The sequence below is a fragment of the Arthrobacter sp. NPDC056493 genome, from assembly GCF_042795115.1.
In the GTDB taxonomy this organism is placed as follows: domain Bacteria; phylum Actinomycetota; class Actinomycetes; order Actinomycetales; family Micrococcaceae; genus Arthrobacter.
Window position 1 is genome coordinate 1 of record NZ_JBHTSL010000019.1, and the last position, 22845, is coordinate 22845.

At 66.7% G+C, this 22845-nt stretch carries 18 protein-coding genes and 1 pseudogene; 12 read left to right on the forward strand and 7 right to left on the reverse strand.

Features of this window, described 5'->3' with window-relative positions; genetic code table 11:
* Together ACFQ50_RS10080 and ACFQ50_RS10085 are read left to right on the forward strand one after the other, a co-directional pair.
* Positions 1-760: pseudogene (locus tag ACFQ50_RS10080) on the forward strand (HNH endonuclease); the annotation flags it as partial.
* 23 nt (positions 761-783) lie between these two features.
* The gene (locus ACFQ50_RS10085; protein WP_377995390.1) at positions 784-1410 is read left to right on the forward strand and encodes a hypothetical protein; all 627 of its coding nucleotides are present in this window, start codon (positions 784-786) and stop codon (positions 1408-1410) included.
* Positions 1411-1436: 26 nt separating this feature from the next.
* On the opposite strand, the gene ACFQ50_RS10090 is transcribed toward ACFQ50_RS10085, so the two are convergent.
* Positions 1437-2279, reverse strand: coding sequence for a putative protein N(5)-glutamine methyltransferase (locus ACFQ50_RS10090; RefSeq protein ID WP_377995391.1), 843 nt, complete (start codon positions 2277-2279; stop codon positions 1437-1439).
* 224 nt (positions 2280-2503) lie between these two features.
* Between ACFQ50_RS10090 and ACFQ50_RS10095 the strand changes: the two genes are divergently transcribed.
* Together ACFQ50_RS10095 and ACFQ50_RS10100 are read left to right on the forward strand one after the other, a co-directional pair.
* Complete coding sequence (locus ACFQ50_RS10095) at positions 2504-3547, forward strand: lactonase family protein (RefSeq protein ID WP_377995392.1); 1044 nt, start codon at positions 2504-2506, stop codon at positions 3545-3547.
* A 160-nt stretch (positions 3548-3707) separates the two neighbouring features.
* Positions 3708-6575 carry an alpha-amylase family glycosyl hydrolase gene (locus tag ACFQ50_RS10100; protein WP_377995393.1) on the forward strand — a complete coding sequence of 956 codons (2868 nt, stop codon included), beginning with the start codon at positions 3708-3710 and terminating at the stop codon, positions 6573-6575.
* A gap of 79 nt (positions 6576-6654) precedes the next feature.
* Here the strand turns inward: ACFQ50_RS10100 and malQ are convergent, their stop codons facing one another.
* On the reverse strand, positions 6655-8880 hold the full coding sequence (gene malQ, locus ACFQ50_RS10105; protein WP_377995394.1) for a 4-alpha-glucanotransferase: 2226 nt from the start codon (positions 8878-8880) through the stop codon (positions 6655-6657).
* A 190-nt stretch (positions 8881-9070) separates the two neighbouring features.
* Entirely contained in the window at positions 9071-9409 is a 339-nt protein-coding gene (locus ACFQ50_RS10110; protein ID WP_377995395.1) for a hypothetical protein, read from the reverse strand.
* A 227-nt stretch (positions 9410-9636) separates the two neighbouring features.
* Here ACFQ50_RS10110 and ACFQ50_RS10115 point away from each other — a divergent pair, with 227 nt between their 5' ends.
* On the forward strand, positions 9637-12330 hold the full coding sequence (locus tag ACFQ50_RS10115; RefSeq protein ID WP_377995396.1) for a GH32 C-terminal domain-containing protein: 2694 nt from the start codon (positions 9637-9639) through the stop codon (positions 12328-12330).
* A gap of 18 nt (positions 12331-12348) precedes the next feature.
* Here the strand turns inward: ACFQ50_RS10115 and ACFQ50_RS10120 are convergent, their stop codons facing one another.
* Positions 12349-12642 carry a putative quinol monooxygenase gene (locus tag ACFQ50_RS10120; protein WP_377995397.1) on the reverse strand — a complete coding sequence of 98 codons (294 nt, stop codon included), beginning with the start codon at positions 12640-12642 and terminating at the stop codon, positions 12349-12351.
* A gap of 60 nt (positions 12643-12702) precedes the next feature.
* Positions 12703-13701, reverse strand: a complete 999-nt coding sequence (locus ACFQ50_RS10125) for a LacI family DNA-binding transcriptional regulator (protein ID WP_377995460.1) — start codon at positions 13699-13701, stop codon at positions 12703-12705.
* A gap of 166 nt (positions 13702-13867) precedes the next feature.
* Between ACFQ50_RS10125 and ACFQ50_RS10130 the strand changes: the two genes are divergently transcribed.
* From ACFQ50_RS10130 to ACFQ50_RS10150, 5 genes are all read left to right on the forward strand, one after another.
* Positions 13868-14986, forward strand: a complete 1119-nt coding sequence (locus ACFQ50_RS10130; protein ID WP_377995398.1) for a substrate-binding domain-containing protein — start codon at positions 13868-13870, stop codon at positions 14984-14986.
* A 21-nt stretch (positions 14987-15007) separates the two neighbouring features.
* Positions 15008-16054 carry an ABC transporter permease gene (locus ACFQ50_RS10135; protein ID WP_377995399.1) on the forward strand — a complete coding sequence of 349 codons (1047 nt, stop codon included), beginning with the start codon at positions 15008-15010 and terminating at the stop codon, positions 16052-16054.
* Complete coding sequence (locus ACFQ50_RS10140; protein ID WP_377995400.1) at positions 16051-16845, forward strand: ATP-binding cassette domain-containing protein; 795 nt, start codon at positions 16051-16053, stop codon at positions 16843-16845. Before ACFQ50_RS10135 ends, ACFQ50_RS10140 begins: the two co-directional genes overlap by 4 nt.
* 116 nt (positions 16846-16961) lie before the next feature.
* Positions 16962-17960: a carbohydrate kinase gene (locus tag ACFQ50_RS10145; RefSeq protein ID WP_377995401.1), complete on the forward strand. Its 999-nt coding sequence runs from the start codon at positions 16962-16964 to the stop codon at positions 17958-17960.
* A 5-nt stretch (positions 17961-17965) separates the two neighbouring features.
* Positions 17966-18352: a VOC family protein gene (locus tag ACFQ50_RS10150; protein WP_377995402.1), complete on the forward strand. Its 387-nt coding sequence runs from the start codon at positions 17966-17968 to the stop codon at positions 18350-18352.
* On the opposite strand, the gene ACFQ50_RS10155 is transcribed toward ACFQ50_RS10150, so the two are convergent.
* Together ACFQ50_RS10155 and ACFQ50_RS10160 are read right to left on the reverse strand one after the other, a co-directional pair.
* Entirely contained in the window at positions 18349-20004 is a 1656-nt protein-coding gene (locus ACFQ50_RS10155) for an amidohydrolase (protein WP_377995403.1), read from the reverse strand. The genes ACFQ50_RS10150 and ACFQ50_RS10155 overlap by 4 nt on opposite strands.
* Positions 19994-21451: an APC family permease gene (locus ACFQ50_RS10160; protein ID WP_377995404.1), complete on the reverse strand. Its 1458-nt coding sequence runs from the start codon at positions 21449-21451 to the stop codon at positions 19994-19996. Before ACFQ50_RS10160 ends, ACFQ50_RS10155 begins: the two co-directional genes overlap by 11 nt.
* A 158-nt stretch (positions 21452-21609) precedes the next feature.
* On the opposite strand from ACFQ50_RS10160, the gene ACFQ50_RS10165 reads away from it, so the two are divergent.
* Entirely contained in the window at positions 21610-22218 is a 609-nt protein-coding gene (locus ACFQ50_RS10165) for a TetR/AcrR family transcriptional regulator (RefSeq protein WP_377995405.1), read from the forward strand.
* 100 nt (positions 22219-22318) lie between these two features.
* Positions 22319-22843: a hypothetical protein gene (locus ACFQ50_RS10170; protein ID WP_377995406.1), complete on the forward strand. Its 525-nt coding sequence runs from the start codon at positions 22319-22321 to the stop codon at positions 22841-22843.
* Positions 22844-22845: the final 2 nt, after the last annotated feature.

Genomic DNA, 22845 nt, shown 5'->3' on the forward strand with positions numbered 1-22845 from the left:
GGTCATGGTCACCATCAGCTACCACGACCTCCTCAACAGCATCCAAACCACCGCCGCCCAAGGCCCCCGCTACAACAAAAACCGCCCCGGCACCCGGCCAACAGACAGCATCCGGCCAACCACCAACCAGTCAACAGGCACAGACGGCTGGCAGGTCAGCAGCACCAACCACCCCACCGGCACAGATACCTGGCACCCCAGCGAACCCCAACTCCTGCCCGGCACCTGGCAAACCAGCGAGTCCCAACCCCCACCCGGCACCGCACCCCCCGGCACCCCGCCCGGCATCAACCGGACCGGAACGGCGCTGCCCGGCACCGCACCCGCCGGCATACCCACCGGCAGCGGCACCTTCACCTACACCGGCCCCGTCACCGCCTCCACCATCCGCAAAATCGCCTGCGACGCCGACATCATCCCCATCCTCCTCGGCAGCCAAGGACGCATCCTCGACATCGGCCGCACCACCCGCGTCTTCCCACCCCATATCCGCAAAGCCCTCACCGCCCGCGACCAAGGCTGCGCGTTCCCCAACTGCACCATCCCCGCACCCTGGTGCGAAGCCCACCACACCACCTACTGGTCACAAGGCGGACCCACCAGCACCGACACAGGCGTCCTCCTCTGCACCCACCACCACCACCTCATCCACAAGGAACAATGGAAAATCCACGTCAAAAACGGCATCCCCTGGTTCATCCCACCGCCCCACATCGACCCCCGCCAACAACCCCGACAAAACCACCACCACAAAACATGAACCTGAAAGCGGGATGTGAATCCGTGGAGGATATCGACGGCGACGTGCTCGCCAAGTCACTGATTGATTCGCTGGCGGCCAGTCTCGTCGCCGAAGGACGCATAGACCCTCGTGGAATGACAGAAGCCGAATTCCAGCTGGCGCTGACGACAGAACTGCGCGAGATCATCGCTGACGGCGTGGAATTTCGCCTTATTCCGGACCACCAGGACTCATTGTTGAAGCAAGCTCGGGCGTTCGCCGAAGCCTCCGACATCGACTTTGCCATCATGTTCTATGCCACCTGGATCGAGCATTGGCTGAACTGGATGTACATCTGGCAAGCCGAACAATCAGATCTGGAGCATTCGGACGCTATGTCGCTTATCAAGCAACCCATGCACCATAAGGCAGGAATTATCTGGTCGCTCACCTTCGGGCAGGGGCTGGACGCGGACCTCCTAAGGGGCATTCGTGATGTTGCAAACTGGCGAAACGCGTTCGTTCACTACAAATGGCTCCCGGATGAAGAGGAAGACTCTCTGACCCAGAAAAAAGACCGTGCGCGACAACGGTTGGCGACAGCTGAAGCGATCGTCGCCCGGCTCACCGCGCTACGCAATGAATTGGCTCTGCGTGGCGCACAGGATTTCCTCGGCGGGCGCACGTAGCTCGCCAAAACCAACAGCCCCGGGAGTTACAGCAGCTTCCCGATCACGACTGTCCCGTCCAATTCAGCCGACGTGGAGGTTCTCGGGCTCAGTCCCCCACAGACCATGGCCGCTGCTGTAAGAGGAGCCTGCCGCCGGCTCGTTTCGATGAGAAGGTGCCCTCCCGGCCTGAGCCAGGCCGCGGCTTCCGCGATCACCCGGCGCTGGGTGTCGAGGCCGTCGGGCCCTCCGTCGAGCGACACCCGCGGTTCGTGAACGCGGGCTTCGTACGGCATATTGCTGATGGAAGCTGTGGGCACATACGGCGCATTGACCGCGAGGACGTCCACGTTGCCTCTGAGCCGCGCAGGCAGCGCCGAGTAGAGATCGCCCTCGTGGACCGCACCGCCCACGGGCAGGATGTTGAGGCGTGCACACTGCACCGCAGCGGGGTCGACGTCGGATGCGTGCACCTCAACGCCGGGCACCAGTGCCGCAAGCGCAGTGCCTACGGCTCCGGAGCCGCAGCACAGGTCAACAAGAACCTGCGGGGTGGATGGCATTGCGGACGGGGCGGTGCCAGCTGGCCCGGCTGGCTCCGCGGCCACGACGCAGAGGAGTCCAGCGGCCTCACGGACCAGCAGTTCCGTCCGGCGGCGCGGCACAAAGACGGCAGGCTCTACCCTGATCCGCAGGCCACAGAATTCCGCCCAGCCCAGAATGTGCTCGAGCGGGAACCCGTCGACCCGCCGCTGCACGGCAATGATTAGCTCGTTCGGGGCAAGACCGGCGGAAAGGAGGAGGTCCGCTTCGTCCTCGGCAAAGACACAGCCGGCGGCGCGCAGCCTGCTGGTGACGGCGGAACGGGACGGCAGTGATTGAACAGGCATGGATGCGTCCTTCGGTTCGATGATGGGCGCTCCGTGCATTCGTCCGACTAGCCTTGGCGGTCCGTAGGGCGGCGGGCAGGAAGAACCCAAGCTGGCATTGCGTGAATTGTTCTCACCTCCTGGGTACTAACTCGGCACTTCTCAACGTGCCCGCACTGAAATCGGCTCTGCAAAAATCCATGTTATCCGACGCCGAATCCGGCAAATATTGGCAGGATGGAACGATGACCCACAGCGAAAACCACACGCTTATCTGGACCGGCTCCTACACCGCGGACAGCGGCGGCCACGGGGCCGGGATCGGAGCCGTATCGGCCGACGCTGATGGAACGCTCACCTGGCGCGGTACTGCTGCAAAGGCGGACTCCCCGTCGTTCGTTGCCGCGCACCGGCAACTCCCAATGGTTTACGCCGTCGCCGAGAAGGCCGAAACCGTTCAGGCGTACCGGCGACGGGGAGAGTTCGGCCTTGAAGCCGTCGGCGAGCCCTGGGCGGCCGGTGCAGCTGCCTGCCACGTCACCGTCGATCCGCAAGGCAAATTCCTGGTCGTCGCCTGCTGGGGCGATGGCCAGGTGTTGCTCTACGAACTGACGGACGACGGCGGGATCGCCCGCCGCCTTCCGGCGGCACCATCCAGCGACCCGCACCGGGACGAACGACCCAGCCGTGCCCACGCCAGCCTGGTACTCGCCGACGGCCGCATCATGACCACGGACCTCGGCCACGACCTCCTTCGCGTTTGGAACCACGTCCCCAAAACAGGCCTGGTGCTGGACCATGAGGTGGTGCTGCCGAAGGACAGCGGCCCCCGCCACTTGGTGCAGCACTCCGATGGAACGGTGTTCGTGGTCTCCGAGTACTCCATCGAGGTATTTGCGGCCCGGGCCGCCTCGGTGTCGGGAAAGTTCGAGCTGGTCGGGCAGGGGCCCGCGACGTCGGACGGTGCCAAGGACGGCGACTCCGCGGCCGAAATAGCCTTGTCGGCGGACGGGCGGTTCGCCTATGTCGGCACCCGGGGATCCAACCGCATCAGCGTGCTGGAGGTAACGCAGACGGCGGAGGGCAGTTTGCCTCGCCCGCTCGGCGACTTCGCCAGCGCCGGCGACTGGCCCCGTCACCACCTGGTCCGCGGCGAATACCTTCACGTGGCCCATGAGCGCTCCCACGACATCACAACCTTCCACCTCAACGCCCAGACCGGCCTCCCGGAAGGCCCCCTTCAGCGTCTCGTCGCGGGTTCCCCCACGGCCCTGATTGTGGCAAGCTAAGCCGCAATCGACAAGGCCAATACAGGATTAGTCATTGCCAATACGGCCCCATCACAGGAGTTGCCGTTGGTGATCGGGCCTGCCTGGACGAGTCGGCACCACCAACGGCTTCCGGGCTTCCCCACCCGGACAAGCAGCGTTGCTTCGCGGAAGGTCCAACATGTTCACCGTCCCTCGCCTGAATTCCCCGCGCCGCACCGGCGGTCCCCTCAAGCCCACCCGGGCACCTCTGGCGGCAGCCGGCGCGCTCGCCCTGCTGGCTGCATCGGCCCTGCCCGCACAGGCAGCCCCGACAATCAAAGCCGCCCCGCCCGCGCATGCGGCATCAACCGCAGCACCCACCCAAGCCGCCGACGCCAACAAAAACCCGGGGCCGCCGTCGGACACCAAACCAGGAAAAGGTGCCCATTCGCTCCGAACCCCCGTCACGGGCGAGAACTTCTACTTCGTCATGGCGGACAGATTCAGCAACGGCGACGCCGGCAACGACCAGGGTGGGCTGGGACCGGATCCGATGGTCTCCGGCTTCGACCCCACCCGCAAGGGCTTCTACAACGGCGGGGACCTGAACGGGCTCCTGGACAAGATCGACTACATCCAGGGGCTCGGGACCACGGCGATCTGGCTGACCCCGAGCTTCAAGAACAAGGCGGTCCAGCCCGAGGACAACTCCGCCGGGTACCACGGCTACTGGGTAACGGACTTCACCCAGATCGATCCGCACCTGGGCACCAACGCCGAACTGCAAGCACTGATCGACGAGGCGCACTCCCGCGGCATGAAGGTGTACTTCGACATCATCACCAACCACACCGCGGACGTCATCGGCTACCAGGAGGCCGCCCGCACCGGCTACGTCTCCAAGGACAAGGAGCCGTACCGCACCGCCTCGGGCGAAGCCTTCGATGACCGGGACTTCGCCGGCCGCGCGGACTTCCCAAAGCTCGACGCCGAAACCTCCTTCCCGTACACGCCGGTGCTCGATCCGACGGAGCAGAACCTCAAGGTTCCGGCCTGGCTCAATGACCCGACCCTGTACCACAACCGCGGGGACACCACCTTTGCCGGTGAGGACTCCTTCTACGGAGACTTCTTCGGCCTGGACGACCTGTTCACCGAACACCCGGCGGTCGTGGCCGGCATGACGGACATCTACGAGACGTGGATCCGTGACTTCGGCGTGGACGGGTTCCGCATCGACACCATGAAGCATGTCAACGACGAGTTCTGGCAGCAGTTCGGGCCCGACGTACTTGCTTACGCCAAGGAGCACGGCAAGGACGAGTTCTTCATGTTTGGCGAGGTCTTCGACACGTCCAAGAGCTTCACCAGCCAGTTCACCACCCGCAATGAGATGCAGGCGGTCCTCGATTTCCCGTTCCAGGATGCCGCACGCAATTTCGCCTCGAAAAGCCAGGACGCGAAACAGCTCGAGGCCTTCTTCACTGCCGACGACTGGTACACCGATGCGGATTCCAACGTCTATCAGCTGCCCACCTTCCTGGGAAACCACGACATGGGCCGGATCGGCAGCTTCATCAGCGCTGACAACCCGGACGCGGACGACGCCGAACGCGTGGCCCGCGACGAACTCGCCCACGAGCTGATGTACTTTTCCCGCGGAAACCCCGTGGTCTACTACGGAGACGAGCAGGGCTTCACGGGGCCCGGCGGGGACCAGGATGCCCGCCAGACCCTGTTCGCCAGCAAGGTGCCCGACTATCTCGAAGACGACCTCCTCGGCACGGACGCCACGCACGCCACTGACAACTTCAACACCGGCCACCCGCTCTACGCCAAGATCCGCGAACTCGCGCAGTTGACCAAGGAGCACCCCGCCCTGCGCGAAGGCGCCCACCAGCACCGCTATGCCTCGGACGGGCCCGGCATCTACGCTTTTTCCCGCACGGACGCAAAGGACCAGCGCGAGTACGTGGTGGCCCTGAACAACAGCGAGAAGCCGCAGACAGCCGCTGTTCCCACCTACATCGCCAAACGCAACTACCGCCTTCTCTACGGCGACGCCGCCAAAAACTCCAGGACCTCAGCCGACGGAAAACTGACCGTCACGGTGCCGCCACTGTCCGCCGTCGTCTACCAGTCCTCCGGCAGGATCCCCCGCGAAAAGGCCGCCCTGGCCGTAACGCTGCAGGCCCCCGTTTCCGCCGCAGCCGCCGCCGGCACGTCCGCCGGGGACAACGGCCGCATCCAGGTGACGGCCGACGTCGACGGCACCTCGTTCTACGAGGTCACCTTCGAGGCCAGGACGCCGGGCGGCAAATGGGAGCGCGTGGGCACCGACGACACCGCCCCCTACCGCGTCTTCCATGATGTCTCGGGACTGAACCCCGGGGCCGCGGTGGAGTACCGGGCTGTGGTCCTGAACAACGCCGGCCGCACGTCGGTCAGCACTTCCCGGTCCGCTGTGGTGCCGGACCCGGTGCTGACGATCCAGCAGCCGGCCGAGGGCAGCACCGTCCAGGGGAACGTGGAATTGGTGGCCACGGCGGATCCGGAAAAGGCCAGCCATGTGGTGCGCTTCGAGCGCAGCATCGCAGGCGGGCCATGGACACCCATCGGCTCGGAAGATGACTCGTCGCCGGCCTACACGGTGGCAGACGACCTGGCTGCCCTGGACCTCGCCGACGGCACGGAAGTGCGGTACCGGGCAAAGCTCGACGGATCGAACGTGATGAGCAATGTCCGGACAGTGGTGGTGGGCGCCGCGCCGCAGCCCGACTCGGTCACTGTGGCGGGAAGCCTGAACAGCGAGATGGGCTGCCCGGATGATTGGCAGCCGGCGTGCCAGTCCGCGTTCATGACCTTCGATCCGGCTGACCGGCTGTGGAAGCTCACGGCAGACCTTCCGGCCGGGCAGTACGAATTCAAGGCGGCCATCAACGGCTCCTGGAATGAAAATTACGGCCAGGATGGCGCCCCGAACGGTTCCAATATCGTGCTGAACCACGACGGCGGTCCGGTCACCTTCCGGTACAGCCACGCTTCGCACGTGATCACGGCCGGATAGGCACGCCCGGGGCTCACCGCCGACCAGGCAGTAGCCCCGGGCTCACGCCCCGCCGGGCGGCCGCCCCAGGCCCCGGGTCTCAGGACCGCATTGCCTCCTCGACCGCGGCGAGCAGGGAGTTGAACCTGCCGTCCCCGTCAAGGCTGTCGATCAGCACGGATTCCCCATCGGAGTTGGCCAACGGCACCTGCCAGTTGGGGTACTGCGCTGAGGTAGTTCCGGGCTGGTTCTGCACCCTCCGTTCGCCGACCGCGTCCACGAGCGCCACCCCCAGAAGAACTGACGGGGTCTGCGCGAGCAGTCGGTGCAACGCCTCGATCCGTTCCTGTTCGGAGCCGGCGTCGCTGGAGGAAAGGAGGCCCCGCTGCCGGAGCAGGTCCATCATTTTCTCCAGCTTGGCGTTGTGCTCGAGGCGCTCCTCCTCCGCTGAACGCTCCAGGAGCCCCAGCGCGTTCCGCAGCGTCACGTGGTCACCGGCGAGGTAGCCGGCCGTGGGCGGCAGGTCGTGGGTGTTCACGCTGGAAAGCGCCTGCACCCGGTACCGCTCGGGCGGCAGCGGGGCGTCGCCGTCGTTCTCAAACCACAGGATCGAGGTGCCAAGGATGCCCCGGGCCGCAAGGTAGTCCCGGACCCACGGCTCGAAGGTGCCCAGATCCTCGCCGATCACCACGGCGCCCGCACGGTGAGCCTCCAGGGCGAGGATGCCGATCATGGCGTCGTGGTCGAAACGGACGTAGGCGCCGTCCACCGGAGAGTTCCCTTCCGGCACCCACCAGAGCCGGAAGAAGCCGAGAATGTGGTCCACCCGGATGCCTCCTGAATGCCGCAGCACCGTTGCGAGCATCTCCCGGAACGGCTTGTACCCGGCTTCGGCCAGACGGGTGGGGTGCCAGGGCGGCTGATGCCAGTCCTGACCCAGCTGGTTGTACATGTCCGGGGGCGCGCCGACGCTGACTCCGGCGGCGAGGACGCCGCGCAGCGTCCAGGCATCGGAACTCTGGAGATCTGCGCCGACGGCAAGGTCATTCACCACGCCCAGGCGCATGCCGGCGTTGCGGGCGGACTGCTGGGCAGATTCGAGCTGCTCGTCGCACAGCCACTGCAGCCAGCGGTGGAACTCGATCCGTTCCGCCAGCTCACCCCTGAGCCGCTCCGCCAAAGGCGAGCCAAGCGCAGCCGTTGGGTCGGCCCAGAACGGGTCGTCGGCGTCGAGGTCCTCCCGGATGGCGCACCAGAGGGCAAAGTCATCCAGGCCTGCACCGGCCCTCCGGCAATAGTCCTCAAACGCGAGCTGCCGCGACGGCGACCGGCGGACGCCCGAGATCAGCTCAAGCGCCGCCAGCTTGGCGGAGTAGACCTTGTCCCGGTCAAGCCGCGTGGCGTCCTGGTTCAGCTTCCGCGACTGCTTCATGAGGCTGTGGACGAGAGACTGCTTTTTGGGCTTCAGGTACGCCAGTTCCGGGATGGCCTCGATCCGCAGGTACAGCGGGTTGAAGAACCGGCGCGTCGACGGTGAATACGGCGACGGTTCCAGGGGCGGCACGGGATCGGCCGCGTGCAGGGGATTCACCAGCACGTAGTCGGCCCCGCGCGCCCCGGCTACCGCTGCGAGCTCGGCGAGGTCGGCAAAATCGCCCACACCCCAGGACCGTTTGGACCGGACGGAGTACAGCTGGGTCGCCAGCCCCCAGCCCCTGCGTTGCTCAAGCCCGGCTGCCGTGGACAGCCGGGCGGGAGTCACCACCAGGGTGGCCTCGGCAACCACTCCGGCTGCCTCGGCACGCAAGGTGTGCCACCCCAGGCCCGTGTTTTGGGGGACGGCGAAGGTGGCCCGTCCGGTCAGAACGCCGTCCACCTCCCGGGGTTCCACCCAGACGTCCTCCTGGACGGCCTCCAGCTCGCGCCCGTCCTCGGTGATGGCCCACAGTCGGGCAGTCGAACCGTGCGGGACGTGGACCGCCACCTGCCCCGGCGTGCCTTCCTGAAGCACGACGGCGGGCGGCAGCATCCGGCGCCAGGGCGCCAGTTCCGCCTCGGCCAGTTCGCGCTCGATGTGCTGATCGGTGAGGGCGTTGACTCCCAGGGCAGCCAGGACGCGGATCAGGGTCTCGGCCGCAACCTCGTGCGGCTGCCCGTCCCACCCCTGGTAGGACGTGCCAACTCCGTACGCCTCCGCCAGCCAGCGCAGCTGCTCCGGATTGACTGCGGCACTGGTTACCGGCCTTCCGTTGCCCACCCGTGTTTCAGGGGTTTCAGGGGAAGGGATTTCATGGGTAGTCACGTGCTGCTGGCTGGGAACCTTCATATGTCCGCCTCGTCTGCTGTAATCGGCCCGAAACTAACGCTGCTGCCCGTCACGGCTGGCCGTTTTCAGCGCCCCCGCAACTGCTGATTCCGATTATTGCAGGCTGCGTTGAGTGACCCGGGCGGCCGTGGGCAGAAACTTCTCTGCGGTGATGCTGATGCCGTGGTGCTGGACTTCCCGCGGCCAGGCCTCAGGCGGCAGCGCAGGCCTTCTGGAGCTCACGGACAGAATCTCCGGGAACCTGGTCGCCGGCCTGGGCGATAGCTTTCAGGGGTCCGGTGATTTCCGCGGGCACGCCGGCCGTCTCGGCCCCGGCGACGAGACCCGCGAGCGCAGCCTTGTCCGAGGCGCTCACCAGGCCATCCTCGATCAGGGTGCAGATCTGGCCCTTCACCTGCTCGGCTGCCGCGTTGGCAGCCTGGGAAACGGCGGAGCTCGCCGCATTCTTGGCTGCTTCCTCGGCCTGGGCGCAACCCGCCAGCAGGACAAGGACAGGAAGCATGGACAGGGCAAGCAGGCTGCGTTTCATGATTCCACCCTAACAATGGTGCTTCCGCAAACTCCGGCGGCGGGAACATGACAACGGTGTCCCAGCCAGGGGACGTCACAGGACTGATTCACAGGAGGCCCAGAAGGGCCTAGCTGAACCCTGATCCAGGGCTTGTCGAATCCGTTGACTTGTCTTGTGGACATCCCCTAGCGTTCCAGTCACTGACAACGTTGTCTATCCTCTTCAACCTGGGGAAGGCACGCGCGATGAAGGGCGGCACCGGCACAATGCAGCAGAGAAAATTCGGCAGACTACAGCTATGCACCGCACTGACCGTGGCGGGTCTCAGCCTGGCCGCGGTACTGGCCGGAGCGGAAACCGCAACAGCCGCGGGGACTACAGGAGACGAGCAGTTCCGGCCGGCCTACCATTACACGCCGCAGCAAAACTGGATGAATGATCCCAACGGGATGGTGTTCTATAAGGGCGTCTACCACCTCTACTACCAGCACAATCCGTCCGGCAACCAGTGGGGCAACATGTCCTGGGGACACGCCTCGTCCCCCGACCTGGTGCACTGGAAGGAGCAGCCCCTGGCCATCGCCACCGACGACCAGCAGGACATCTTCTCCGGCAGCGTCGTGGTGGACAAGAACAACAGCTCCGGCCTTGGCACTGCCGCGAACCCTCCGCTGGTGGCGGTCTTCACCAGCGCCTACAAGGACGCCTCGCCCTACAGGGGGCTGCAGGCCCAGTCACTCGCCTACAGCCTCGATGAGGGCAAGACCTGGACCAAGTACGGCGGCAACCCGGTGCTCAACCGCAACTCCGCGAACTTCCGCGACCCGAAGGTGTTTTGGTTCGATTTGCCCGGCGGAGGCGGCTACTGGGTGATGGCCGCCGTCGAGGCCACTGAGCACAAGGTGCTGCTGTACAAGTCGGGCAACCTCAAGGACTGGACGCAGCTCAGCGAGTTCGGCCCGGCGAACGCCACGGGCGGCCTCTGGGAATGCCCTGACCTGTTTCCGCTTGCCGTCGACGGCGACCCCGCCAACATCAAGTGGGTGATGGTGGTCAACATCAACCCGGGAGGCGTGGCCGGAGGCTCGGCCGGGCAGTATTTCGTGGGCAATTTCGACGGCACCACCTTCACGTCGGAAACCACGAAGGCCAGTGACGCGCTGCCCGCAGGCACTCCCCTGGCAGGCTTCAACGACGGCTCATACAGCGGCTGGACGGTGAACAACGAAGCGGGCAACCCGAAGGACGGCCCGTTTGCCGGGACACCCGCGGCCGGCACCCTCTCGGGGCAGAACGGCGTCACCGGCTTTGCCGGCGCCGGCCTGATCAATTCATTCAACGACGGCGACTGGCCACTGGGGTCGATGAACTCGCCGCAGTTCACCGTGGACAGTGATTATCTCAACTTCCTGGTGGGCGGCGGACAGCATCCGCGCGTTTCGGACAAGCTGGACAACACCCCGCCACCCGGGGACCTGCTGTTCAACGGCTTTGAGGTCCCGGACGGCCACACCCTGGCCGACGCCGGGTGGACGGGAACCGGGGATCTGGCGCCGGTGTTCCAACCGTCAACCTCCGGCGGCGACTTCTATATCGGCGCCAAGCGGATCAACACGTTCGACACGGGAGGCGCACCCGGCGACGACCGGCAGGGAACCCTGACGTCGCCGTCGTTCACGGTCAACCGGAACTTCATGAGCATGCTGGTGGGCGGCGGACACCGGACGGCGGGCTCCGGGCAGACCCTGGAAGCCCAGCTGCTGGTGAACGGCAATGTGGTGCGCAGCCTCGCCGGTGATGACGCCGGCGCCCTGAACTGGAAGGGCTGGGACGTGTCCGAGTTCGCCGGGCAGCAGGCACAGCTCCGGATCGTGGACCAGGCCACCGGCGGCTGGGGACACCTCACCCTGGACCACGTCATGCTGACGGACCAGGCAGCCGTCCCCCGCTCAGACGAAACCACCGTCAACCTCGTGGTGGACGGCAAGGTGGTCAGGACGGCCACCGGGGCCAACAGCGAGGTCCTGGACTGGGCGTCGTGGAACGTTTCCGAGTTCAGGGGGCGGCAGGCCAGCATCCGGGTGGTGGACAACAACCGCTTCGGCTGGGGCCACATCCTGGCGGACGAGTTCATCGCCTCACCGCGGCCGGCCACGCCGCGGGTCCAGACCTACGACTGGCTGGACTACGGCCGGGACTATTACGCGTCCGTGTCCTTCAACAACATGCCGCAGAGCAAGCGCATCATGCTCGGCTGGATGAACAACTGGGACTACGCCAACACGATTCCAACCTCACCCTGGCGCAGTGCCATGTCGCTGCCCCGCGAAGTGGCCCTGACGCAGACGGCCACCGGCCCGCGCCTGACGCAGAAGGCCGTCCAGCAGGTGGATGGCCTCGGCACAAAGAAAAGCTACGCCGAAAAACGGGCCCGCAGCATTCCCGCCGGCACGCACGCACTGCCGGCCGCTGCCTCGGGCGACGTGCAACGGATCGAGGTGACCTTCTCCCCCGGATCGGCGTCCAAGGCCGGGATTACCGTGCTGGGGAACGGCAGCAAGTCGACCGCCATCGGCTACGACAAGGCAACCGGCGAGCTGTATGTCGACCGGAGCAACTCCGGAATCGCAGACTTCCATCCGCTCTTCGCCTCGGTTGACTCCGCCCCCGTGGCCGTGGACGCCAGCGGCAATGTGACGCTGCGAATCTATGTCGACCGGTCCTCGGTGGAGGTATTCGCCCAGAACGGCCTGCGGACCATCACGGAACAGGTCTTCCCGGAACAGGTCCCTTCACAGGGGGCCATTTCACAGGAAGGCGCCAACCAGGTGGCCCTCTTCGCCGAAGGGGGAACGGCCCGGCTGAAGTCCCTGACTGTCACGCCGCTCGGCCAGTCCATGTTCCAGACGGCACAGGTGCCGGCCAAGAACCGGAAGTAAAGGCAGGCTGCAGCCGGCCTAGTGGACCGGCTGCAGCCAGGTCAGCACCGAGCCGTCCTCCTCGATGTGGTCGGTTAGCTCCCCGTTGAACCGGGCGCCGTAGTCCGCCGTGATGTGCTCCTGGAAGGCTGCCGCGTCCTGATAGACCTCGAACACGAAGTACTCGCGGGGGTTGCTTTCCCGGGTGTACGGCAGGAACAGCTGGTTGCCGGGCTCGTTGCGCACCAGCTCGGTAAGTTCCCGCATCATTTCGGCAACCCGGGCTTCACTGCCGGGCTTGACGGTGAATTCGGCGTAGAGCGTCTTGGTCATGGTTCTCCTGTCGGGATGGGTTTGCTCGGGTGGGCAGTTAGCTTCGATTCGATGGCCCATTCATTCCGGCGGCCGCAACTCGCCGGACCCGCGGGTGATGAGCTCGGAGGGGACCACGTAGGTCTGCGCCGCGCCGGGGTCGCCGTCGATTCGGGCCAGCAGGCGTTCGGCGGCCAGTTTTCCGATCCGGTCGGGGTGCTGCGCAATCACGGTGACGCCCGGTTCCATCATGTCCGCGAGAGTGAAGTCGTCGAAGCCAACGAGGGCAACGCGCTTGTTCAGGCCCAGCTCCTTCAGGGCCCGCATGACGCCGAACGTCACCAGGTTCTGGCTCGAGAAGATGGCCGTGGGCGGGTCTTCGGCCCTGAGCAGCTCCAGGGTGGCCAGGCGCGCTGACTCCTCGTCGTGGAGCCCTTCGCGGACCGGAACCGCGGAGGTGGGTATCCCCGCCCGGCCAAGTTCCTCGACGAACCCGCGGCGCCGTTCGCGGGCCGTCTGGATATCGGCGCGATCACCCATATATGCGATCCGGGTGTGGCCGTGCGCGATCAGGTGGGCCGCCGCCCTGGCGGCGCCGACGGCGTTGTCCGTCACCACGGCGTCAGCCTCGATGCCCACCGGTTCGCGGTCGATGAACACGATCGGCAGGTCCCTGGAATGTTCCGGAATGACGTACGCCTGGCTCTTGGCGATGGGCGTGAGCACCAGCCCGTCCACGCGCCTGCCCAGGAAGGCAGTCACCAGGGCCTTCTCCCGCTCGGCGTCATCGTCCAGGCTGGCAGCGAAGACCGCGATGCCCCGGGCCGCGAGGGCGTCCTCCATGGCGCGGTGGATCTCGCTGCTGAACGGGTTGGCGACACTCGGCAGCAGGAGCCCGATGGAAAGCGTCTGGCGGCCGGCGCGCCGCAGGCTGCCCGCCGCCATGTCCAGTTGGTAGTTCAGCTGCTGCGAGGCGCCAAGGACACGCTGCCGGGTGGCTTCCGAGACGCCAGGCTCATCGTTCATTACGCGGGACACAGTCTTGATCCCCACGCCTGCCAGCGCCGCGACGTGGCGCATGGTGGGGCGGCTCTTGGCCCCCTCGGCCTGGTAACGATTAGACATCGTTGTCATTAATCCGTCCTTCATCATTGCATTTGCCTTGACTCTACCCTGTGACATTGATTACATGATGCCTGACATCGTTGTCAGGCATGCTCAGATGCCACAACCCGGAGGAGATTCAATGTTGAGTTCCACAGCCCCGCGGACAGTCACCCACCGCCTGCTCGCCATCGGCGCAGTCCTTACTCTCGGCACGCTCAGCCTCACCGCCTGCGGCGGAAGTTCCACCGCCACCACCACCACCGGCGGCTCCTCGTCCGAAAAGGTCGGCGTCTCGCTGATCGTGAAGACCACGTCCAACCCCTTCTTCGTTTCCATGCAGGACGGAGCCAAGAAGGCGGCGGAGGCGGACGGCGTCGACCTCAAGCTCGCGGCCGGAAAGGCCGACGGCGATGAGGACACCCAGATCCAGGCCATCGAAAACGCTATTTCCAAGGGCGACAAAGGCATCCTGATCACGCCCAACGGCCCGTCCGTGGTCGACGCGCTGAAGAAGGCCAAGGACGCAGGCCTGTTCGTCATCGCGCTGGACACCCCGCCGGACCCCGCAGACGCTGCGGACATCACCTTCGCCACAGACAACTTCGCCGCCGGCGAGCTGATCGGCAAGTGGACGGCCGCCCAGCTGGGCGGCAAGAAGGCCACCATCGCCCTCGTGGACCTGTTCGACGACAAAGTGGTCTCGGTGGACTACAACCGCGACCAGGGCTTCCTCGCCGGGCTAGGCATCGACACCGCGGACAAGAAGAAGAACGGCGACGAGGCCAAGACCGGCAAGTACACGGGCGGCAAGGGCGGCGACTACGAGATCGTCGGCAGCCAGGCATCGCAGGGCGCCGAGGACGGCGGACGCACCGCGATGGAGACCCTGCTCGCCAAGAACCCCAACATCAACGTCGTCTACACCATCAACGAGCCCGCTGCTGCCGGCGCCTTCGAGGCCCTGAAGTCCGCCGGCAAGGAAAAGGACGTCCTGGTGGTTTCGGTGGACGGCGGCTGCACCGGCGTTAACAACGTCAAGTCCGGCATCATCGGCGCCACCGCCCAGCAGTACCCGGTCAAGATGGCCGAGCTCGGCGTCAAGGCCATCGCCGACCTCGCCAAGACCGGCCAGAAGCCGTCCAACTCCGAGGGCCTGGACTTCTTCAACACCGGCGTGGAGCTCGTGACGGACAAGGCCGCCGACGGCGTCAAGAGCATCACGACGTCGGAAGCTTCCCAGATCTGCTGGGGCAAGTAACCGGACATGACAGGAGCGAACATGACCCAGCAACAGACAGCCGGCCCGCCCGCCACCGGCCATGCCGACCTCGCCGAGGAATTCCTCGACCGCCAGACACCGCTCAGCCGCATCCGCAACGTCCTGCACCGGTACCCTGCACTCAGTCCCGCCATCGTGCTGCTCGTGGCGGTGGTGATCTTCGGGCTACTCAACGACCGGTTCCTGCGGTTCGAAAACCTCTCCCTGATCACCCAGCAGGTCTCGGTGGTGGGAACGCTGGCGATCGCGCAAACCCTCATCATCCTCACCGCGGGAATCGACCTCTCCGTGGGCGCCGTCATGATCCTCTCCTCCATGGTGGTGGCGCAGCTGGCGGTGGGCGGCGGCCTTCCCGGCCCGCTCGCTCTGCTGACCGGCCTGGTGGTGGGCCTGGGGGCGGGCGCCCTCAACGGTTTCCTCGTCACCCGGTTCAAGCTTCCGCCGTTCATCGTCACCCTCGGAACCCTGAACATCTTCATCGCCGTCACCCTGCTGTACTCCGGCGGTTCCACCGTCCGCGGGTCCAACATGCCGGGCCTGCTCACCTGGACCGGAAGCACGTTCCCGCTGGGCCCGGTCCGCATCTCCACCGGCGTGATCATGATGCTCCTGCTCTACGGCGCTGTTGCCTTCATCCTGGGCAAGACAGCGTGGGGCCGGCACGTCTACGCCGTCGGGGATGACAAGGAAGCTGCGCGCCTGGCCGGCATTCCCGTCAACCGCGTCCTCATGAGCGTCTACCTGGCTGCCGGAGCCGTGCTGGCCATGGGTGCCTGGCTCCAGATCGGCCGCACCAACGCCGCCAGCCCCAACGCCGGCGTGGACCTCAACCTCGACTCCATCACCGCCGTCGTGATTGGCGGAACCAGCCTCTTCGGCGGCCGCGGCTCCGTCTGGGGATCCCTCCTCGGCGCGCTGATCGTGGGCGTGTTCCGCAACGGCCTGTCCCTGGCGGGACTCGACGTGCTGTACCAGACACTCGCCGTGGGCGTCCTCATCATCCTCGCTGTGTCCATCGACCAGTGGATCCGAAAGGTGAAATCATGACCGCCACTGAAACCCAGCCGTCCGGCACGGCGGTTCGGCAGCCGATCCTGCAGGCCAGCAACCTCGTCAAAACCTTCGGACGCGTCGTGGGCCTGGACGGCGTCAGCCTGGACCTCTACCCGGGTGAAGTCCTCGCGGTCATCGGCGACAACGGCGCAGGCAAGTCCACCCTCATCAAGTGCCTCACCGGCGCCGAGGTGCCAGACTCCGGCGAGCTGAAGGTGTCAGGGCAGACAGTGCACTTCAAGCGGCCGCAGGACGCCCGTGCCCACGGCATCGAGACCGTCTACCAGAACCTCGCGGTGTCACCCGCGCTGGACGTCGCCTCCAACCTGTTTCTCGGCCGTGAAGAACGGCTGGCCGGCCCGCTGGGCAAGCTCTTCCGCGTCCTGGACACCAAGGGCATGCGCCGCAAGGCCAAGGAGGAACTGACCCGGCTGGGCATCTCTACCCTGCAGGACGTGACGGTCCCGGTGGAAAACCTGTCCGGCGGCCAGCGCCAGGCGGTGGCCGTGGCCCGCGCCGCGGCGTTCGGTTCCAAGGTGGTTGTCCTCGATGAGCCGACGGCGGCACTCGGCGTCCGGGAATCGAACCAGGTCCTGCAGCTGGTCCGGGACCTCCGGGACAGGGGCCTGCCGGTGATCCTGATCAGCCACAACATGCCCCATGTGTTCGACGTGGCGGACCGCATCCACATCCAGCGGCTCGGAAAGTGCGCGGCCACCATCACGCCTCAGTCGCACAGCATGACCGACGCCGTGGCGATCATGACGGGCGCCGCCACGGCCTGACAAGCCGGCACTGCCCACAGCCCGGCACCTAACCGGGAGCCCAACCCATCAAGGCAGCACCCGAAAACCCAGCACCAACCCCGTCCGCGGGCCGAAGCCGGCCCGCGGACAGCTCCATGAAAGGCCCCACCGTGATCCCCACCTCCAACGCCGGAACTGCTTACTCCGGAACCCGCACAGCGACTCCGGAAGTCATCGTCATCGGTGAAGCGCTGGTGGACGTCGTTGCGTCCGCGAACGGAACCGTCGAGCACCCCGGCGGATCGCCGTCGAACGTTGCCTACGGGCTGGGCCTGCTCGGCATCCGGACAGCGCTCCTCACGTCGATCGGCGACGACGGCCGCGGCCGTGCCATCGAGGCGCACCTGCAGCGCGCCGGAGTCGCACTGCTGCCCGGCTCCCGGACACAGGCGCGGACGGCCACGGCCACCGCGACGCTGGCTGCCGACGGCTCCGCCAGTTACGACTTCGACATCCGCTGGGAACTGCCGGCGGTGGCCCCGGCGTCCCTGCCCAGGGTGCTCCACACCGGCTCGATCGCGACTTTCCTGGCTCCGGGCGCAGCAGCCGTCAGGACCCTCCTGGAGCAGTCGCACCGTGAATGCCTGGTCACCTACGATCCCAACATCCGCCCGGCGCTCCTCGGCAGCCAGGCCGAGGCGCGGACCATCTTCGAGGAGCTGGTTCCGCTTACGGACGTGGTCAAGCTGAGCGACGAGGATGCCCGCTGGCTCTACCCGGACCTGCAGCTGGAGGACACCGCGGCACGGATCCTCCAGCTGGGGGCGGGGCTGGCGGTGGTCACCCGCGGTTCAGAAGGATCGCTGCTTGCCACTCCGGAGTTGCAGCTGGTGGTGCCGGCCATCCGGTCCGCGGTGGCCGACACCATTGGCGCCGGGGATTCGTACATGGCGGCGCTGATCTACGGACTGCTGGCGCGCGGATCGGACGGCCTGGCGCCTGCCGTGCTGGAAACACTGGGGCGCACGGCCTCGAAGGCCGCCGCGATCACGGTGCGCCGCCCAGGAGCCAATCCGCCCACGGAGGCCGAGCTCCTGGCGGACCTCCCCGAGGACAGTATGCCCGGCCAGATGGCGGTGCCCGCCGTACACTGACTCCCATGGCATGCCGTATCAGCGAACTTGTCCTCAACTCCGCCGACCCCGAACTGCTCGCACGGTTCTGGAGCGAGGTGCTCGGCTACGTCGAGCTCGACCGGGAGGGCGGGTCCATCGAGATCGGCCCGCCCGGCGCCGGGTTCGGCGGCCTGCAGCCCACCATCATCCTGAGCCCCAGCAGCAACCCGCGGACCGGCAGGCTCCCCGTGCACATCGACGTTAACCCTGTCGACCGGGACCAGGACGCCGAGCTGGAGCGGTTGCTCGCCCTCGGCGCCCGTCCCGCCGACGTCGGGCAGACCGGCGACGAACAGTGGCACGTCCTGGCCGACCCTGAGGGCAACGAGTTCTGCCTCCTGCGCAGGCGGCTGGAGCCCCTCACCGCCTAACGCAACTGCAGGCCGGTTCTGGCTGCGGAGTGCTGCACCTGCCCGTCCACGAAGGTCGCCAGGACCCGGGCCGCTGCAAGGTCATCAGGCGCAACGGCCAGCGGATCCACGTCGAACACTGTGAAGTCCGCGCGCTTGCCTACAGTGACGGACCCGGAAACGCCCCACTCCCCCGCAGCACGGGCGGCGTGCGAGGTGTAGCCTTCGAGCGCCTGCAGGGCCGTGAGGGCTTGGCCGGGAACAACCGGCTGCTCACCCGGGCGGCCCGACCGCCGTCGTAATTGCGCGTCCGCCAGGATGGGCAGCGGTTCGAACGGGGCGATCGGCCAGTCGGAGCCGAGCCCCAGGGTGGTTCCTGCGGCACGGAGGTCCGCGCAGCGCCAGGCGTTGTTGGCCCTTTCGGTGCCGAGCCGGGTGGACCAGTTGTCCGAGTGGTCGGCGCGGGAGTAGTGCGTGCAGTGGGTGGGCTGCATGCTGGCGATGAGGCCGGACCGGGAGAACCTGCGGATCAGTTCGTCCGGAACGGTCTCGAGGTGTTCGATCCGGTGCACTCCCCGCGCCGCCGGAGTGGCCCCTGTGCCCGGAGGCAGGGACTCGAAGGCGTCCAGGACGGCGGCCACCCCGGCGTCGCCGATCGCGTGCGTGGCCGTGGAAATGCCGCGTCCGGCGAAGTACCGCACGGCTTCGGCATACTCCTCGGGCCGGGGCCAGAAGGGTGCCACCGACTCACCGTAGGCATCGGGCTCAAACAGCCAGGCCGTGCCGTTGTCCACGGTGCCGTCGACGAACAGCTTGATGCCGGCCACCTCCCAGCGCCGTCCGCCGGCGCCGACCTGCCCGGCCAGCACGCGCCATTCCGGTTCACCGCTGCCGGGCATGCACCACGGCGAGATCCGCAGCCGGAGCGGGAGGCCGCCGTCGGTCTCTTCCTCGAGCGCCCGGTAAAGCTCCAGCGAATCGTCATTGCAGTCCATGACGTGTGCCCCGGTCAGCCCGGACCGTGAGAACTGCGTGAGCAGTTCCGCCAGCCGCGCCTTCCGTTCCGCGAAGGACTCGGTGGGCACCACCCGGGCAACGAGGTCGACGGCGGCCGCCTCCAGCAGGAGCCCCGTGGGTTTGCCGCTTCCGTCGCAGACCACCTCGGCGGCCTGGTCGAAGGAGCGTGGACCGGTGACCCCCGCGATTTCGAGGGCTTGGGAACTGGCCAGCGCGGAGTGCCCGTCGAACAGCCGGATGAGGCACGGCTGTCCGGAGACGGCGCCGTCAATCAGGTCGCGGTGGGCGGTGGCGGATCCGAACACGTTGGGGTCCAGCCCCCAGCCGCGTACCCACTCGCCTGGCGCTGTTTCAGCTGCCGCGGCACGCAGAAGTGCGCGCACCGCGGGAAGGTCCGCGGCGCCGGACAGGTCGCAGCCGCGGGTCAGTTCCAGCCCGAAAACAGGGTGCATATGGCAGTCCACAAGGCCGGGGGTCAGCACGGCGTCGCCGAAGTCGATGACCTCCGCGGCCGGCCACCCGGCCGCATCCGCGCGGCTTCCGACGGCGGCAATCACGCCGTTCCGGACGGCAACGGCCTGCGGCGCCGGGCTCCCTGAGGGCATGCCGTCCATCGTGTGGACTGTGCCGGCAAGGATGATCACGTCAGGATTCATGGGTTTCGAAGCTTCCAATCTGGGCGTAGGTTTCCGGCCGGTGGCGGCGTACCCAGCGGGCGGTCAGGAGTCCGGCGATAAAGACAAGCGGGGTAACCAATATGAGGACGGTGTTGGTGAGCGCGTCGGCGAAGGTGAGCAGTTCGATGTTGATCCCGATCAGCAGCACTACGCCGAAGAGCAGGATGGCCGACGCCAAACTGAGCGGGACCATCAGCCGGTGCGTCACGGCGTCGGGGTTCCGGCGCAGGTAGAGGAAGGCCGCCACCGACACCAGGCCCTGCAGCCCGACGATGCCGAAGATCCCGGGGGTGTTCACCCAGATCAGCAACTGCTGGTAGGGATCGGCGTTAAGGACGGCGCACACGGTGATGACAACGGCGGCCAGGAGCGTCTGCAGCTGGCCGGCCCGGTGCGGCGACCTGAACTTCGGGTGGGTCTGCCCCAGGAAGGCCGGCAGCACGCCGTCGCGCGCCAGCATGTAGACGTAGCGGTTGATCGCGTTGTGGAATGCCAGCTGCGAGGCGTAGACGCTGGTGACGATCAGCATGTACATCGCCACCTCGGCCCAGGGGCCCACATAGTGGTTGATGGTCTGGAAGAACATCCCGCCGGCCAGCTCCCCGGCGGCTTCCGCGGCGCGGTCTTCGCCGTAGGCCTGCACCACGGCCCAGACGATGAAGGCATAGAACACGGACATGAAGCCGACGGCGATGTACGTGGCGCGGGGCACCGACCTGTCCGGGTTGCGGGCCTCCGAGCGGTACAGCACGGTGGACTCGAAGCCCATGAAGGCGGCGAAGCAGATGCCGAGGATGGCCAGGACGCCCGGCCCGAACGCGTTCTCCGGGCTGAAGGAGCCCACGCTGATTCCGTGCGCGCCGCCGCTGCCGAGGATGCCCACCCCCATCACGGCCAGGATGCCGGTCTCGGCCACGAGGAGCACGCCGAGCACTTTGGCGCCGACGTCAATGCCCCGGTAGCCGAGGAACCATACGGCGGCCACCGCGGCGAGGGCAATCGCCGGCCAGGACACGTCCAGCCCGAAGACCACCTTGAGCATGTCGTGGGTCTGGACGGCAAAAAGGCCATAGACGCCGATCTGCAGGCAATTGTAGGAGACGATCGCCAGGATGGCTGAGGCGAGTCCCGCCGTCTTGCCCATGGCCAGTGAAATGTAGGTGTAAAAACCGCCGGCCGCCTTCACATGCCGGGTCATGGCCATGAATCCGACGGCGAAGAGGGTGAGCACGAGGCCTGCCAGGAGATAGCCGGCCGGGGCGCCAATGCCGCCGACGTTGATGGCCACCGGGGCAACGCCCGCCATGACGGTCAGCGGCGCTGCCGCCGAAATGACGAGGAAGGCGATGCCGCCCGTGCCCAGGGCATTGCGCTTGAGGGCGCCGTCCGCAGACGACGCCGGAGGTCTGGTTCGGATATCCGGCACTGGTCCGTCCTTTCTGGGAAGCCCGACTAAACGAAAGGCTTTCGTTTTAGTATGCGGGCGTGTGGCGCGGAGCACAATACCTTTCGCAAAAGCGGCTCCGGCAGGAGGCGCAGACTAGGCTGGGTTCCGATGTTCCAGAGCTGCAGACAGGAGATTCCATGGGGCGCCCGCTCCTCCCGCTGATATCCGTGGAGGCCCTGACCACTGCCGCGCTGGAACTGGTCGATGAAAGCGGCGACTTCAGCTTTCCGAAGCTGGCGAAAAAGATCGGCGTCAGCCAGTCCTCCATCTACAACCACGTCAGCGGCCGGGACGAGATCCTGGAACTGCTGCGGCACCGGATCATCACCGAGGAGCCGTACCCGCCGGTGGACCACAGCGATTGGGAAGTCGCGCTGCGGGTTCTGATCCGCGCGTACCGGGACGCATTTGCCCGCCATCCGCGGCTGGCTCCGCTGCTGGTGCTGCAGTCCATCACGGATCCGGCGGTCATCGGCCTCTACGAGGACCTGGCCTTGGCCCTGGAGAGCGCGGGGTTCCGCGGGCGTGATGTCGTGGCAGCCATCTCCACCATCGAGAGCTTTGCCCTCGGCGCGGCCCTGGACCTGGCGGCGCCGGAAGTGGTGTGGGACCCGCCGGCGGAGGGCTACCCCACATTGAAGCGCGCGCTCGGCAATGCGGGGCCATCGGAGGAACGGGGCGGGCACGCCTTCGACTTTGGCCTGGACGTGGTCATTGGCGGCCTGCGCGCGAAGCTCGGCAGCTAGGCAGCTAGGCAGCTAGGCCTTCTTAGCCCACTTGGCGCTCCGCCGGGTATACGGCGCTTGTGCGTATGGCGCCCCGTTGCCCAGGCGTAGACTGGGCCGCATGAGCCACCCGGACGGCCGCCGCGCAGACCACGGCGGCAAACCCGCCCAAGGCTCCCGCCCCCACACCCGCATTCCCCGGGGCGCGCGGCGGGAGGTTGCCCGGCGCCACGTCGACAGAAAGATCCGGACGCGGATGCGGATTTTTGCGGTGATCTTTGTGGTGCTACTCGTGGTGGTCATAGTTGAGCTCTTCCTGGCCACTCCCCAGGCGGTCCCGCCGGCGGTGGCGGCACTGGTGGGAGGAATCGCCGTCGGACTCGTGGCCAGCCGCATGTTCCGGCTGGAATGGGACCGGGCCGCCAGGACTGTGGTGGGCAAACTGGATATCCTCGGCGGAATCATCCTGGTGGCCTACATCCTCTTCAGTATCTTTCGCAGCCGGATTGTGGCGTTGTGGGTCCCCGCGGACATCGTGAAGCTGTGCAGCCTTGCCGTGATGGACGGACTGATGCTGGGCCAGGTCATCGGCACGGTGGGCGGGCTGAAGGAACTCTACAAGCGGATCGTGGCCGACGCGGACTAAGC